Annotated in this window: 14 protein-coding genes and 1 pseudogene; 9 read left to right on the forward strand and 6 right to left on the reverse strand. The window is 63.8% G+C overall.

Features of this window, described 5'->3' with window-relative positions; translation table 11 throughout:
* Positions 1-114: 114 nt before the first annotated feature.
* The 3 genes from IVB27_RS10040 (at position 115) to IVB27_RS10050 (ending at position 3,420) form a co-directional block, all read left to right on the forward strand.
* Positions 115-489 (forward strand): VOC family protein, encoded by a 375-nt coding sequence (locus IVB27_RS10040; protein WP_247443301.1) that lies wholly within the window; start codon positions 115-117, stop codon positions 487-489.
* Positions 490-602: 113 nt separating this feature from the next.
* Complete coding sequence (locus IVB27_RS10045) at positions 603-1,115, forward strand: hypothetical protein (RefSeq protein ID WP_247443303.1); 513 nt, start codon at positions 603-605, stop codon at positions 1,113-1,115.
* Positions 1,116-1,425: 310 nt separating this feature from the next.
* Positions 1,426-3,420: a DEAD/DEAH box helicase gene (locus IVB27_RS10050; protein WP_247443405.1), complete on the forward strand. Its 1,995-nt coding sequence runs from the start codon at positions 1,426-1,428 to the stop codon at positions 3,418-3,420.
* Between the two features lie 57 nt (positions 3,421-3,477).
* On the opposite strand, the gene IVB27_RS10055 is transcribed toward IVB27_RS10050, so the two are convergent.
* Together IVB27_RS10055 and IVB27_RS10060 are read right to left on the reverse strand one after the other, a co-directional pair.
* On the reverse strand, positions 3,478-3,984 hold the full coding sequence (locus IVB27_RS10055; RefSeq protein WP_247443407.1) for a GNAT family N-acetyltransferase: 507 nt from the start codon (positions 3,982-3,984) through the stop codon (positions 3,478-3,480).
* Positions 3,985-4,265: 281 nt separating this feature from the next.
* Positions 4,266-4,694, reverse strand: coding sequence for a cupin domain-containing protein (locus tag IVB27_RS10060; RefSeq protein ID WP_247443304.1), 429 nt, complete (start codon positions 4,692-4,694; stop codon positions 4,266-4,268).
* Between the two features lie 494 nt (positions 4,695-5,188).
* Here IVB27_RS10060 and IVB27_RS10065 point away from each other — a divergent pair, with 494 nt between their 5' ends.
* Complete coding sequence (locus IVB27_RS10065; protein ID WP_247443306.1) at positions 5,189-5,680, forward strand: phasin; 492 nt, start codon at positions 5,189-5,191, stop codon at positions 5,678-5,680.
* Positions 5,681-5,958: 278 nt separating this feature from the next.
* Here the strand turns inward: IVB27_RS10065 and IVB27_RS10075 are convergent, their stop codons facing one another.
* A complete protein-coding gene (locus tag IVB27_RS10075; protein ID WP_247443308.1) occupies positions 5,959-6,750 on the reverse strand; it encodes a Crp/Fnr family transcriptional regulator in 792 nt (263 codons plus the stop codon).
* Between the two features lie 223 nt (positions 6,751-6,973).
* Positions 6,974-7,528 carry a PAS domain-containing protein gene (locus IVB27_RS10080; protein WP_247443309.1) on the reverse strand — a complete coding sequence of 185 codons (555 nt, stop codon included), beginning with the start codon at positions 7,526-7,528 and terminating at the stop codon, positions 6,974-6,976.
* A 464-nt stretch (positions 7,529-7,992) separates the two neighbouring features.
* Between IVB27_RS10080 and IVB27_RS10085 the strand changes: the two genes are divergently transcribed.
* On the forward strand, positions 7,993-8,829 hold the full coding sequence (locus IVB27_RS10085) for a rhomboid family intramembrane serine protease (RefSeq protein ID WP_524536476.1): 837 nt from the start codon (positions 7,993-7,995) through the stop codon (positions 8,827-8,829).
* 239 nt (positions 8,830-9,068) lie between these two features.
* On the forward strand, positions 9,069-9,497 hold the full coding sequence (locus IVB27_RS10090; RefSeq protein WP_247443311.1) for a CBS domain-containing protein: 429 nt from the start codon (positions 9,069-9,071) through the stop codon (positions 9,495-9,497).
* Here the strand turns inward: IVB27_RS10090 and IVB27_RS10095 are convergent, their stop codons facing one another.
* Positions 9,498-10,538: a patatin-like phospholipase family protein gene (locus tag IVB27_RS10095; RefSeq protein ID WP_247443312.1), complete on the reverse strand. Its 1,041-nt coding sequence runs from the start codon at positions 10,536-10,538 to the stop codon at positions 9,498-9,500.
* Between the two features lie 241 nt (positions 10,539-10,779).
* On the opposite strand from IVB27_RS10095, the gene IVB27_RS10100 reads away from it, so the two are divergent.
* The 3 genes and pseudogenes from IVB27_RS10100 to IVB27_RS10110 form a co-directional block, all read left to right on the forward strand.
* Positions 10,780-11,853, forward strand: coding sequence for an RgsD C-terminal domain-containing protein (locus IVB27_RS10100; RefSeq protein ID WP_247353152.1), 1,074 nt, complete (start codon positions 10,780-10,782; stop codon positions 11,851-11,853).
* 343 nt (positions 11,854-12,196) lie between these two features.
* Positions 12,197-12,391: a hypothetical protein gene (locus IVB27_RS10105; RefSeq protein ID WP_247443313.1), complete on the forward strand. Its 195-nt coding sequence runs from the start codon at positions 12,197-12,199 to the stop codon at positions 12,389-12,391.
* Between the two features lie 165 nt (positions 12,392-12,556).
* A pseudogene (locus IVB27_RS10110) lies at positions 12,557-12,853 on the forward strand (LysR family transcriptional regulator); the annotation flags it as partial.
* Positions 12,854-13,713: 860 nt separating this feature from the next.
* Here IVB27_RS10110 and IVB27_RS10115 read toward each other — a convergent pair.
* Complete coding sequence (locus IVB27_RS10115; protein ID WP_247443314.1) at positions 13,714-14,982, reverse strand: serine hydrolase domain-containing protein; 1,269 nt, start codon at positions 14,980-14,982, stop codon at positions 13,714-13,716.
* Between the last annotated feature and the right edge of the window lie 44 nt (positions 14,983-15,026).

The raw sequence follows: 15,026 nt of genomic DNA on the forward strand, positions 1-15,026 counted from the left end.
CGAGAACTTCTTCGGCAAGCTCAAGGAATTCAAGCGCATCGCAATGCGCGCCGACAAGACCGACCAGAGCTTCACTTCAATGATCTATCTGGCCGCGGCCGCGATAAACTCCAGATGAATCCCAACAGACCCTACACCGTCATCTTCGTGCGCGACATGGCCGCGATGCGCCGCTTCTACGAAGACGTTCTCGCGTTTCCGCTGCTGCGTGAGTTGTCGCCGAACTGGATCGAGTACGGCTTGGGCAGCAACACGTTGGCTCTCGCGAAGCCGAGCCGGACTGCGGCCGATGCGCCAACACCGGCGGGCAGTGCCGCGCTGCAACTGGCATTCAAGGTCTCCGCGGCCGAGGTCGATGCGTGCGCTGACGAACTCGTGCGGCAGGGCGTTGCGCTGCTGTCGCCGCCGACGAACCAGTCGTTTGGGCATCGGACGCTGTTCTTCCGCGACCCCGACGGCAATCTTTTGGAGCTCTATGCGGAGATCTGAGACTTGCGGAGGCGGGCCGATGTCCAAAAAGTTCCATCGGAAATCCGCGAGTTATTCACGCGGGGGTGAAACTTAGACCCCAGTTCCGGCTTTCAGTTCGCAGGAGAGGTATCGTGAAGCGAATCCTGAAACCGGTCACTTACATCCTGGCCGCCATCTACTTCCTGGTGGATGCGGTCTTCATGGCTGTGGCGAGGCCAATCTCGCGCTGGATTGGGCGGCATTTCCAATTCAGGCGATTGCGCGCCTGGATCAGATCGCTGCCGCCTTATCCGTCGCTCGCCCTGTTTTCCGTGCCCGTGATCATTTTGGAGCCGATCAAGCCTGTGGCGGCCTATCTCGCCGCAACCGGTCAGTTCGTGAGTGGCGCCGCGACTCTCATCGTCGGCGAGTTGCTCAAGCTCGTGCTGGTCGAGCGCCTGTTCCATCTCACGCGCGACAAGCTGATGCGGATTCCGGCTTTTGCCTGGGCCTATGGGAAGTTCGCCGAGGTGAGAGCATGGCTGCAAGCCACCGAAGCCTGGCGCGCGGTCCATGCCTTGAGCCGCGCGGCAAGAGACGCCGTTGCGCGGGCAAGAGTCAGGCTGGTCGGCGGCTTCGGCAGGCTGGTGACCTCCCGGGATTAGGGCCGGCGCGTCGTCTCTATGCGAGCTTGCACGCTGCGGTGGTGGCTTTGACGCAAAATTTCGCTATATGCAGAAAAACGGCCGGAAAACGCTGGATGTAGTGGGTGGCGCCAGCGGTAAGCTTATTCTCGATGCCGCCAAAGCCATGCGTCATAGGCATGGTGATTTGCCCGCGCTTGGCGTAAAGAGCGTGCAAATCAAATCACCACGCGTGCGGCTGGACCATTTGTCGCCTACGCAGCTTCAGGTCGCGCGGCTCAACGTTCCGCGCCTGGACCAACCAAGGTTTTATCCCGTGTCTTTTCCGACCATGAGTCCGCCGCTCGCCCGAGCTTTGGCCGAGCGCAACTACGACCGTCCGACCCCCGTTCAGCTCGCCGTGCTCACCGACGAGGCCACTGACCGCGACCTGCTGGTTTCGGCCCAGACCGGCTCCGGCAAGACGCTGGCCTATGGGCTGGCCATGGCCAAGGACCTGTTCAAGGATCTGCTTGATGGCGCCGAGCGGTTCGAGCGGGCGGGTGCACCGCTTGCCCTGATCGTGGCGCCGACCCGTGAGCTTGCCTTGCAGGTCCATCGCGAGCTGGCGTGGCTGTACGAGCATGCGAGCGGGCGCGTCGTCTCCTGCGTCGGCGGCATGGATCCGCGGCGCGAGCAGCGCGAGCTTGCGGCCGGCGCTCACATCGTCGTCGGTACGCCCGGCCGGCTATGCGATCATCTGCGGCGCAACCGTCTCGACATCTCCGAATTGAAGGTGGTGGTTCTCGACGAGGCCGACGAGATGCTCAATCTCGGCTTTCGCGAGGACATGGAGTTCATCCTCAAGACCACGCCGGACACGCGCCGCACCCTGATGTTCTCGGCCACGTTCCCGCGCGGCATCGTCGCGCTGGCGAAGCAGTATCAGCAGCAGGCCTTCCGGATCGAGGTCGCCGGCGACGAAGGCGGTCACGCCGATATCGAGTACCGCGCGATCCGAATCGCGCCCGGCGATGCCGAGCACGCGGTCGTCAACGTGTTGCGCTTCTACGAGGCGCCGAGCGCTCTGGTCTTCTGCAGCACGCGCGATCACGTCAGGCATTTGCAGGCGGCGCTGCTGGAGCGCGGCTTCTCGGTGGTCGCGCTGTCAGGCGAATTGACGCAGAACGAGCGAACCACGGCGCTGCAGTCGCTGCGGGACGGACGTTCGCGCGTCTGTGTGGCGACCGACGTCGCCGCCCGCGGCATCGATCTGCCGAGCCTCGACCTTGTCATTCATGCCGACCTGCCCAACGACGCCGAGGTCATGCAGCATCGCTCGGGCCGCACCGGTCGCGCCGGTCGCAAGGGGACGAGTATCCTGCTGGTGCCGCCCGTGCGACGGCGGCGTGCGGAAATGCTGCTGAATGTCTCGGGGATCGACGCGGTCTGGGGGACGGCGCCGCAACCGGATGAGATCCGCAAGCTCGATCACGAGCGCATGAAGGACGTGTTGTTCACCGAGGAGACGACCGCCGACGATCTGGCGCTGGCGCAGGCGTTGCTGGCCGAGCGGTCGGCTGAGGAGATCGCCGCGTCGCTCGCACGGCTCTATCGCGCACGGCTGCCGTCGCCCGAAGACATCATGGATCCGGGCGAGCGAAGCAGCCGGCCGCGCGACGATCGCGGTCGCAACGATGCCCGCGCACCGCGCGACGATGCCCGCACTTCGCGCGGCGATGATCGCCCTGCGGGGCCGCGATCGAAGGGGAAATCCTCGCCGCGTCACGGCATGGGGGAGGCCACCGTCTGGTTCCGGGCCAACATCGGGCGACGCAAGAATGCGGAAGCGCGCTGGCTGTTGCCGATGATCTGCCGCCGCGGCGGCATAGACAAGAACGACATCGGCGCTATCAAGATCATGGACACCACGACCGAGTTCGAGATTTCCGAGCGGGTCGTGGAATCTTTCGCCGCCAAGATCAAGCGTCCGGACAAGGAAGACAACATCCGCATCGAGTCGATGGCGGATGCGCCGCAGCGGCAGGCGCCTTCGGAAGAGCGGCCCCACGCGCCGCGGCGCGAGAGCGGCGACAGCGACCACCGTGAACGTCGCGATGATCGCCCGCGCGAGCCGGGTGGGTTCAAGTCGCACGGCAAACCGCACGGCAAGCCATACGACAAGGCGCAGGGCGAGCGCGGACCGAAATTCGACGATGCTCCTTCCTTCGCAAAGAAAAAGAAGCACAAGAACAAGCCGGGCCACGCAGAGCCTTCGGTCACTTCGTGGCCTGGGAAGGGCGCACCCGGAAAGAAGCCGAAGACGAAAAAGAAGCATCGAGACTGACGGCCGCGTTCCGGCGTCGGCAAGAATGTTGCCGCGGGACTGCACCGTGAAGGGGCATTACGTCGCAGCGAGATCGCGGAGCATGTAGGTCGCGTTGTCGCCGTAGGACGCGAGCTTTGCACGCAGCTCCGCGTTCGCCGTGACGGCCCGAAAGCCGAGGCGTTCCCACAGCGGCCGCGTGGCGTAGACCGACACCAGCGCGAGCGTCGCGATCCCTGACGCGCGCGCGAGCTGCTCGATCGCAGCGACATAATCGCCCGCGACGCCGCCGCGAAAGCCGGGCAGCACCGCGACGTCGTGCACATAGAGGCAGTCCGCACCGCCGGGCAGTTGTTCGAGGAAGCCGTCGAGCGGCGGAATCCGATGTTGCGTCCAGGGATGGGCGAGTCCGTAGCCGACGATCTCGTCCTCCGCGGCAAGCACGCGGCTTCCATCGTGATAGAGCCGCATCTTTTCCGCGAACACCTCGGGGCGTTCAGGCAGATCGGGGTGGATGCGCGCTGCGATCGCGCTGATCGCCGGCAGGTCGGATGCGCGCGCGGGACGCCAATGCGGCTTGCTCATGTCGATCCGTGGTTCAGTCTTGATCATCCCAGTTTATTCCGATGCGACGAGGCACGCAGCGAAAAATATCTTTGCCGTCATCTCAGGAATACCACGGCTCGCGCGGCGTCCTACCCCATGCAAGCCCATTGCATGACAGGAGATACCATGACGTCCTCGATCCGCCTCGCGCTCACGCTCGCAATATCGCTCGAGATGATTCCCACCGCATTCGCCGCGTCGCCGGCCGTGATGGATCGCTAGCGCGGGACCGGCCATTTCCGCTGGGCGGCGAGCTTGGCTCACGCAGCCGGCGCCGGCACCAGTCCATAGCGCAGCATCGTCTCTTTCATCTTCGCGGGGTCGGGTGGCGCGCCTGCCGACAGGAGCGCGGCCATCTCCGTGAAATATTGCGTGCCCAGCACCCCGGGGCTCAGGATGCACAGGCATGTCGCCGGCCCGGTCGAGCGGTTGGTAAAGCCGTGCACGATGCCGCGCTTGATGAAGACGGATTCTCCGGGGCCGAAATCGTTCTGCTTGCCATCGATCGTCCAGGTCGAGACGCCGGACAGCCCGTAGATCGTTTCGTCCCAGCGGTCGTGATAATGCGGGATCGGCATCCGCGCATTCGGCTGCAACGTCATTTCGAAAATATCGACGCTGCCGCCGGTGTCATCCTTGCTCTGCAGGAAGCGGAGCTGAAGCGAGCCGAAATTGATGATGTCGGACATGGTCGTTTCGTCCAGGTGAGAGGCTGCATCGAGATCGCGGCGCTCGCTCACGTCGAAACGAGAACTACCGCAGCCCCCTGATACAGCCCGCGTGTGACCGGCCAATTTATCGCACAGGGACCGTTGCAGGTCGACCTGCCGGTTGCGCAAGCGGCAGAACATTCCGGCTCAAACGGCTCCGGGATCGAGCCTCTTAATAGCTCGCCGGCGCTGATCTGAGGTTGGCGCATGCAATAGCAGCAACTTCAAAGATGCAGAATTTTGCTTGCGCCGCAGCATCGCACGAGCCGAATTAATTCAAATTGAGAGTCCGAAAGCGAACCGAAGCTTCGACCTTCGTCGGTCATAGTTGCCTCCGGCAGGGGGCAAGAGCTGCATATCCGCAGCAGCATCCCACCATCGTGAAAGTAGAGGCACTGGTGTCCCGGTGCAGTACGCACCTGGGCGCGTTGGGGAGTCTTCAATCCATTATCTAGTTTCGCTTGAAAGGATGAATGCCCGTGAGTGATGCCAATGTGAAAGCCGAAACGAATGCCGCTCCGCTGAATGGGACGGCGAACGGAAATGCAAACTTCAAATTCGACATACCGTTTTTCAACATCCAGGCGATCTTCGGCGATCTCGCCGCGCCGACCGCCACGCGGGCCAAGGCAAATTTCGAGCAGATGAAGGCGACTTCCGAGGAGATCACCGAAGCTCTCCGCGATGCCTGTTCGACCAATGCCAGGCGTGCCGCCGACTACGGCACCAAGGTCATTGAAATATCCAACAACAATACCAGCTCCGCGCTGGAATTCCTCTCCCAGCTTGCAGACGCGAAGTCGTTTGCGGACCTCGTGAACCTCTCCACCGCTCACGGTCGCAAGACCTTTGAAGCGGCTTCCGCCCAGAATCGGGAGCTTTGGGATCTGGCCCAGAAGGTCGCGACCGAGGCGGCCGAGCCGATCAAGAACAGCTTCAACCGGGTTCTGCATAGGGCTGCTTGAATCGAAGCTACTGGCCACGTGGATCGGCTGGACGAGCGTCTTCGCGAGAAGAGACGCCGTCCAGCCGATGGCGGCCAGCCTTGCCGTGAGGTGATGCCAAGCTGGAGGGAAATCAGGATGGGTATGGTGATGATCAAGTGCCCGGAAACGGGGAGCGCAATTCCGACAGGCATCGAGATGGATGGCGAAAGGTTTCGCTGCAGTACTGTGTTCTTTTCGCGTACCTATTGCCGGATGTGCGCGGCGACGCACGAGTGGTTCGCCAGGGAGGCCTGGGTTTACGAATCGGTCTTGGCGAACGGGAAGTCCGGAGGCGGGCAGCCGTCCCGCGCCGGCGCGGCGTGAAGGAGCCTTAACGCATCCTGCGAAACGATCCGATCGATCCTGCGGCTCATCACCTTGTAGCACTCGCATGCGACGACCTCGAGCCGTTCCCTGTCGATCTCGAGTTGGCCGCGTCGATTGGATTTGATCGCCCTTGATGTTCGAAGTGCACTCACGACGTGCGTGACCGTGGTACGGCGGACGCCGAGCAATTCCGACAACGTCTCCTGGGTCAAGGGCAGGACATCACCGCCATCCGTCCGATCGTGAATGTGCAGCAGCCAGCGGGCGAGGCGCGCTTCGACCGAGTGCAGCGCATTGCAGGCCGCGACGTGCAGGAATTGCGTCATCAACGCCCTGGTGACAATCTGAACCGCGCTTGCGACGGCGGGACTGCGTTCGAGCATCGCGTAAAATCGCGCGGGCGAGATCTGCAGTGCGGTCCCGGCCACGCGGACAACCGCGGTCAGGGGGGATCGGACGGGCCCGAGCGCCGTCATGAGTCCGACGGCGCCGTCGTTGCCGATCACCGCGGTTGCGGCCGTTTGTCCGTTCGGCAACTCCATGATGAGGGCGATCGCGCCGCTGCAGGGGAAGTAGAGATGTTCGATGCGGTCGCCCGACCCGACCAGGACTGCGTCGTGCTGGAGCGGTACTTTCCGCAAATGCGGTGCAAGCAAAGCGAAGTCGGCCGGCGGTAACGCAGCTAACAGGCGATTACCAACTCTGGTCGCGTGCTCCATCACGGGAATCGCCCCTCGACGGAGGCCCGGCGGCTAGCAAACGCATCGCCTCCGACCGAGCCGCGTTGCCGCGCAGACACCAGCGCCGGCAGGCAGATAAACGCACCTCAACAGATAAGGTTCCAATCACGGATCGCGAGCCTGCGTGCCGGGGGGCCGGCGCGTCTGACTGCAATGAAGATCGGGCGGCTTGCAAACGCTGCGCGCCCTGAGACGAGGGTCACTCCTACCTCAGTCCCTCATACACCATCAGCCCGCGTGCGATCTGCAGCTTGCGGATCGCGCGCGGCAAGAGCTTCTCCGGCTGGTGCAGATAACGCCAGGAGGTGAGGGTGAACGGGCCAAGCGCCCCGCATTCGTCGTCGAATGGCGCAAGCACGCCTGTCACGCTTACCGGCGTATGCGGGCGGGCGTTGAACGGGAGCAGCAACAGCTCGAGACGCGCCTTGCTGCCGTCCTCACGCGTGGCGGTGATACCGGCGATCGCGCCGAGGCTCTCGTCGGCGACAACGGTCGTGATCTCCTCGATCTCGCGGCGGCTGGCCTCGTTGAACAGCGCTGCAAAGCTCGCGTCCTTGAGGTCGCAGCCTGCGAGCGCGCAGACGCGCGTGCCGGCGACGCGAAACGGGAAGCCGAGATTGGGCTCGCAGGACAGCACGAAGATGTCGCCGAGCAGGCCACGCACGGCAGCCGGATCGATATCGGCCCGGTCAGGGGCCCGCTCGGTGCCGCGCTTCTTGTCCCAATACGCGAAGAACTCGCGGTTCGACGGATGTTTCATGACTGAACGCTTATCCCGGGGCGCAACCTCGCGGGACAATCCTGTCCCGCTTCAGTGCAGCCGCGATCCCTGTGTTGTTGTGCAGGAGGGGATTTGCACCGTCCATGCCGTGGAGGCGTTTTCGGCCTCCCTGACGCTGCCTTTGCGTCGTTAACGTTAAATTAACTATGCGCTTTCCGTCCGCCGCCCCGCTGCTATGGTGACCGCAGTCGCAAGCCTCGCCGCTTTTCTCCAGGTTCTCGGCGAGGCCTGTACACAGGCGTCAAACAGTTTGGTCACCGGCCGCGGGGGAGGGGTGGATACCCCTGTCTCTCTGGGTACCGGAAGTCCGACACGGACAGGCAGGGCTTTCCCAGGGCCCTGCCTTTTCCTTTTGTGCACTTGCGCAGGGCGGGCAAAGGCGACTATCTCCAAGGCCTGTCGTTAAGTCTGTCGCTCCGATCGCGCCTGAAAGCAAAGCTGCCTTGGATTCCCCGCAAGATTCCCCGCCGCAAGATCCTTCGTTGCATGATGCTTCGATGGACGTGCCGGCCGTCAATGAGGAGGCTCCGCGCGAGCCGATCCTGACGCTGCCCGTGGCGCTGACCGCCTACATCATCCTGCTGGCGGTGATCCATCTGCGCGTGCTGCTGCCGCCGGAACTGGAGAACTGGACCATCGACGTCTTCGGCTTCATCCCCAAGCGCTACGATTCCTCGCTGCTTAATTTGCAGATTCCGGGCGGCGCTGGCGCAAAAGTCTGGAGCTTCGTCACCTATTCGCTGCTGCATGCCAATCTCCCCCATCTCGGCTTCAATGTGCTGTGGCTGTTGCCGTTCGGGAGCGCGCTGGCGCGGCGCTTTGGCACCATCAGGTTCTTCCTGTTCCTCGCGGCGACGGCGGCGGCCGGCGCGCTCGCCCATCTCGTCACCCATGAGCACGCGGTGGCGCCGATGATCGGCGATTCGGCTTCGGTGTCGGGCGCGATGGCGGCGGCGATCCGCTTCGCCTTCGTTCGCGGCAGCTTCCTGTCGTTCAGCCGATCGGATGCCGATACCGCCGCAAGAGTTCCGGCGCTGCCGCTGTCGCGTGCGCTGCGCGACGGGCGGGTGCTCGGTTTCCTCGCGGTGTGGTTCGGCGTCAATATCGTCTTCGGTGTCGGCGCGATCGGCGTCGATAGCGAGACCACGAGCGTTGCCTGGCAGGCGCATATCGGCGGCTTCCTTGCCGGCCTGTTGCTGTTCACGCTGTTCGATCCCGTGCCGCGCGTGCGAAGCGATGCTGCGGATGCGTCATCACAGGACATTTCAGACCGTATTTGAAGCTGCGCTTGCGGCGCCGCCCGAATTCATCCATCATTCTCGTGAAGAATGTTCCGAAGCGACAAGCCCGTAGAGGCAATGCTTCGACAAGCGCCTGAGCGTGAAACCGGCGCCAAGCCTGTTTAGTTCAAGACTGTTAGTTCCAGACTGTTAGTTGAAGACTCCAAGTCTGTTGGTTGAAGACTCGATGAACAAGTCCAACCGCGAAAAGCGGGCGGTTCGGATTCAGGGAGGCGACAATGACGGTACGTTCGATTCTCAACAACAAGGGCCACCAGGTCATGAGCGTCGAGCCGGACGCGAAGCTGGCGGCTGCGGTCAAGCTGCTCGGTGAGAAGAAGATCGGCGCGGTGCTGGTGATGAACCAGAGCCGGCTCGAAGGCATCCTGTCGGAGCGTGACATCGTGCGGGTGATCGGCGAGCGCGGCGCCGGCGCGCTCGAGGAGCCGGTTTCTCAGGTCATGACCCGCAAGGTCGTCACCTGCAAGGAGACCGACACGGTCGCCGAGCTCATGGAGGTGATGACCACCGGCAAGTTCCGGCATCTGCCCGTGATCGACAGCGGCAAGGTGGTGGGCCTGATCTCGATCGGCGACATCGTCAAGCGCCGGGTGCAGGAATACGAGTCCGAGCAGGAAGCCTTGCGCGATTACATCAAGACGGCCTGATCAGTCCTGCTGGTCGGCTTTGGGCGCGGTGCTCTCGGGCGTCGGCGCCAGCTCGTGGATTGCCTCTTGGATGGACTCCAGCGCTCGCTCGGCGGCGCGGGTGCCCAGGGCGATGAGGTCCTCGGAGCGGTGGAAGTCGAACCAGCCGAAATGGCCGACCCGCGGTGTGATCAGCATATCGGGCGGATCGCCGGCGAGGCGGGCGCGGGTGATGCGGTCCTGCATGATGTTGAAGGCATCGACCATCACCGAAGAGAGGCCGGGCCGGGCGCTGCCGCCGCCGAAGAATTCGCGCTTCACCGTTTTTTCGGGCGAGAAGAATCTCGGGAAGCGCCGCTTTGACGTCGTCTCTTCGGCCGCAGGAACGACCGGTTCAGGCATCGCGCCGTGCGAATAGACCGTCGTCGAATAGGTGAAGATGTCGCTGGAAAGATTTGCAGCGACGACGATTTCGGCGCCGAGCGCGCGGGCGGCCGAGACCGGCACCGGGTTCACCAATGCGCCGTCGACCAGCCAGCGATCCCCGATCAGGACCGGAGAGAAGATGCCGGGCAGCGCATAGGAGGCACGCATCGCGTCGACCACGCGGCCGCGCGTCAGCCAGATTTCGTGGCCGGTGCGGACCTCGGTCGCGACGCTCGCGAACTTGATCGGAAGATCTTCGATCAGGGTCTGGCCGACCGCCTCCTCAAGTCGCGTTGCAAGCTTCTCGCCGCCGATCAGGCCGGAGCCATTGAGACGGATGTCGAGATAGCCGAGGATGTTGCGCATACCTTGCAGACTGCGCCCCCACTCCTCCAGCGTATCGAGCCGGCCGGCCGCATGGAGGCCGCCGACCACCGCGCCGATCGAGGTACCGACCACCACGTCAGGCACGATGCCATTGGCCAAGAGGGTTCTCAGGATTCCGATATGGGCGAAGCCGCGCGCGGCGCCGCCGCCGAGGGCTAGGCCAATCACCGGCCGGCGGATGCTGCCGAGGCCGACCTTTTCGCCGACCTTCTCGCCGTTCGAACCCCGACCCTTCAATATATCCAGCACCGAAACTCTCCTACGCCTGGACCTGCCATCAGATTAGACACCGCACTCGCGCTCCGCCAGAACCGGGCCGGAGCATGGTTTATGCCGGTTTCGGAAGGACACGGGGCAGGAGTATGGCGACGGGCGGTTGCGTGTGGGGTAATCGCGCGGGCGTCAACCGGGTTCCAAAACCGGATTGGGCCGTATTTCTTGGGGTTTCGGAGGCTTGAATTTGCCGCGTTTTCGGTGAAAAGCAGGTGGCATGACTCTCGGGGGTGACGGCATCATCGGATGGCGGCGCGGCGCATCGCTGCTGCCGATGCTGATCCTTGCTGCCTGCCTCTATACCCTCGGCCAAAACGCTGCGCAGGCGCAGCTTTTCTCTGATCGTCCGCCGCCGGTGCCGCCCGCTTCGGTGCCGGACCCCGGCGGCGCCGTCAGCCTGGCGCCGCCCTCCGGCCCGGGTGCCGGACCTCCGAGCCTGCCGCCGACCCTCATGCAGCCGACCACGCCCAGCATGCCGCCGCCCGCGGTCACGACCGTGCCGTCCGCCGCGCCGCTCAACGCGGCCGTCCCCGGACAGGGCGTACTGTCGCTGACCGCGAAATACGGCAAGGACACCCCACCGATCACCAGCGGCCTGGTCTGGCGCGTGTTTGCCGATCGTCCCGACGAGAACGGCACCTTCAAGCTGATCCGCGAGGACCGCAACGCCACGCCCAACATTGTGCTGCCGCCCGGCAATTACGTCGTGCACGTTGCCTTTGGCCTCGTCAGCGCGGTGCGCACCGTCAGCCTGAAGGCCGAGACCGACCGCGAATCCTTCGTGCTGCCGGCCGGCGGCTTGCGCATCGAGGGCCGGGTCGGCACCAGCCGCATTCCGCAGAACCAGATATCGTTCGCGATCTACAAGGGAAGCCAGTTCGAATCCGGCGAGCGCGCCTCCCTGGTGCCGAACGTCGCCGCCGGCGACGTCGTGCTGCTGCCGGAAGGCACCTACTACATCATCTCGAACTACGGCGACGCCAATTCGGTGGTGCGCTCGGACATCCGCGTCCAGGCCAGCAAGCTCACCGACGTCACCATCACCCACCGCGCCGCCGTCATCACGCTCAAGCTGGTCAGCGACAGAGGGGGCGAGGCGCTCGCCAACACCGCCTGGTCGGTGCTGACCCCGGGCGGCGACGTCATTAAGGAATCGATCGGCGCCTTCCCGCGCGTGGTGCTCTCGGAAGGCGAATATCGCGCCATCGCCAAGAACGAGGGCAAGGTCTACGAGCGCGGTTTCAACGTCGTCAACGGCGTCGATGGCGAAGTGGAAGTCGTCGCGCGCTAGCGCTTAAGCGGTGATCCCGCATGCGGCCGACGCTGTCCTTCGTGCGCTTGGCGAACGCTTCTCATTCAGCGCATGAATGTCCCATATCTTAGTACCGCCAGTCGCGTCGCGCGTGCGGGAAGCTGATGCTTTTCGCTACGCGCCGATCAACACCGGCACCATCCGCTTATTCCGGAAGCGTCTCGACTTCCTCACAGCCGGTGCAAGATACCTGTTTCCGATAATCAATTTTATTCGCTTTCCATCCTGCTGCGTTATATGTCGGGCATCCCTCTAACGGGGGGCCGGAGCAGGCTCGTGCGTCTGCGAGACCGGCAAGGAGCAGGGGACCAAGCTCGTCGGCATGTTCGAAGTGATCCTCACCAGACGAAAGCGGTTTGGCTGGCGGTGGCGGGTGTGCGACCACGCCGGCAAGATATTTGCCGATGGCTTCGAGCGCTCCCGGCCGTCCGCCAAATATCATGGCGAGCGCGCATTGTTCTTCCTGTTGTCGCAGGCCCATCTGCGCAACCGCTCCGCGGCCCCCAGCGAGGACTAGCGGCAGGCACAGCTCCGTAGCCCGGATTGCGCCTCGCTCCCTCCGGGCTCCGAAACGTCTCTGCGAGCGCCGTCAGATGTCGACGACGAGCTTGCCCTGCGCCGCGTGATCGCGGATCAGCGCATAGGCATTGCCGACGTTCTCCAGTGTGAAGTGCCGGGCATTGCGCTCGAACAGTCGCTCGGACAGACGCTGTTCCAGCGCACGACGGATGGTTTCGTGCTGACCGACGAGGGCACAGCCGTGCTGCGCCATGCCGAGCGGATTGAAGAAGAGGCGCTCGCTTTGGAGCGGCGCGCGTCCGGCGCGGAGACGCAGTTCGACGGCTTGCTGCGCCTGTCGTCGGACTGGTTCGGGACGGTGATGCTCTCGCCGGTGATAGCCGCCTTCAGCAAACGCCATCCCAAGGTAATTGTCGAGCTTCTGACCGATGCACGCCTCTACAGCCCGCCGCGCCGCAAGGTCGTTTCGCTCATCCCGGGCTACGAGACCTTGCGGTGCCTGTCGGGCAACACACACAAATTGTCGGTCAACGGGCAGGCATAAAAATATTCGTCTTTACAGAATTCGGAATTATCGTATCTTCCGCTCACTCCGGCCCAAGGAAGAGGGGCGTATCGCGATCGTCACGAACGCGGGCCGGACGGCGGTGGACGTGGATCACATCGGCGCAGATGGTTTCGCAGGGCGGAGAGCCGTGAGCGAAGGCGTCGCGCGCACGACCGGTGTGATCGGCGTACGGCCAAATCGTGTCGTCCTGGCGCCCGGGGTCTGTGCGCCAAGTCTTGCGGTGATGTGTGCAGTCCGACCGGGCCGCGCGCATCAGCCATCCGCACGGCGACGGGGGCAATAGTGCATCGCTCCCCGGGGAGAACACGACATAAGCCGTTCCAACCATCGCGCAGGGAAGGCCGGGATGCTCCGGTTGCCCTGTTTCCCGCTGTGCATCGTAGCGCAATCTGCCCTTGGCATAGCGGATCAATAGGAGCCAGCCGGCTCCCGGTCTTCCCTGCGCCCTCTTTCAATTGAGGGTGAAGCGACGAAGCAAAGCTCGGGCGAAACACGCCGCGAGGATGCAAGCCCATGTCAGTCCTTCATCAACAGTCTCGTGCCCCGGACGCAGCGCAGCGTCTCTTGGCGGTGCGCTGCAGAGCCGGGGCCCATGCAACAGCGAACAGCGTGGCTTCCTGGATCCCGGCTCCGCGGAGCGTCACTGCGTGCCGCACCGCGTCCGGGACACGAGAAAGACGAGCGTTGTCGTCACAGTTCGTCATTGCGGCGCCGAGACCGCAAAGCTGCTCGCCGATTTCGGCCAGCGTGCTTCACGGGCGGCGTAACTCGGACGGATAACAGTCATAGACCAGCGCCTTGAAGGCAGGCGTGATGCGGCTGCGCTCGTTCTGGGTCTGCTGCATCAGGAGGTAGACCATGTCGAGCTTGGGATCGACGCCGAAATAGGTGCCGCTGCCACTGTCCCATTTCAACTCGCCGAGCGAGCCCGGCGGCGGCGGTTTGGCGTTGCCGGGATCGGTCCGCACCGCAAGGCCATAGCCATAACCGAAGCCGTCGCCCGGAAAATAGAAATAATCGCGTCCAACGCCGGAGCCGGGCCCGACGTGATCCGTGGTCATGGCTTTGAAAGCCGCGGGGCTCAGATAGCGCTTGCCCTCGAATTCGCCGCCGTTGAGCAGCATCTGCGAGAAACGCCGATAGTCGGTGATGGTCGAGAGCAGCCCGCCGCCGCCGGATTGCCATTCGGGATGGTCGAGGCGGTCGCGCTCGGCAGCAAGCAGGATGAAGTCATTGGGCAGCGGCCGCGCCATCCGAGCGAGCTCGTCCGCGCTCGCCAGCGCGAATTTGGTGCTGCTCATGCCGAGCGGATCGAGGATGCGCTGCTTGAGGAATTCGTACAGCGTCTGGCCCGAGATGATCTCGATGACGCTGCCGAGCACGTCGGTGGAATGACCGTAGCGCCACAGCGTTCCCGGCTGCCGCGCCAGCGGCAGCTTTGCGATGCGTTGGGCGAATTCCCTGTTGTTGAATTGACCTTCGAAGATGTCGGCAGCCTTGTAGGCCTGCTCGACCCATTTGCCGCCGATATAATCGTAGCTGATGCCCGAGGTGTGCCGCAGCAGATCCTCGATGTTGACGGGACGGACCGGGGCCACGAGATCCAGATGCAACGTGCCGTCGGGATTGGTGACCTCCAGTCCCACCTTGGTGTCGGCAAAGAGGGGAATGTATTTCGACACGGGGTCGGTGAGCGCAAGCTTGCCCTTGTCGATCAGCATCATCGCGCCGAGGCACGTGACCGGCTTGGTCATCGAGTGGATGGCGAAGATCGTATCGGGCGTCATCGCGAGACCCGTCCTGGTGTCGCGCACGCCAAAAGTCTTCAGATAGACCGGCTTGCCGTGCTGCTGCACCAGGACCACGGCGCCCGGCAGCCGGCCGCTCGTCACCTCGTTGTCAAAATACTTTGTGATGCGGTCGAGCCCGTCGGACGACGGAGCGGGGATATCGGCGGCGCGGCTCCGCGCCATCGTGCCGGCCAGCAGCGCGGCTCCGACCAGAAATTCACGACGCTTCATCCGGGCTTCCTCCCTCGCCGGGATCAAAGCCGCAAGACGTCGAA

Source organism: Bradyrhizobium sp. 197, from assembly GCF_023073375.1.
Classification (GTDB): Bacteria; Pseudomonadota; Alphaproteobacteria; order Rhizobiales; family Xanthobacteraceae; genus Bradyrhizobium.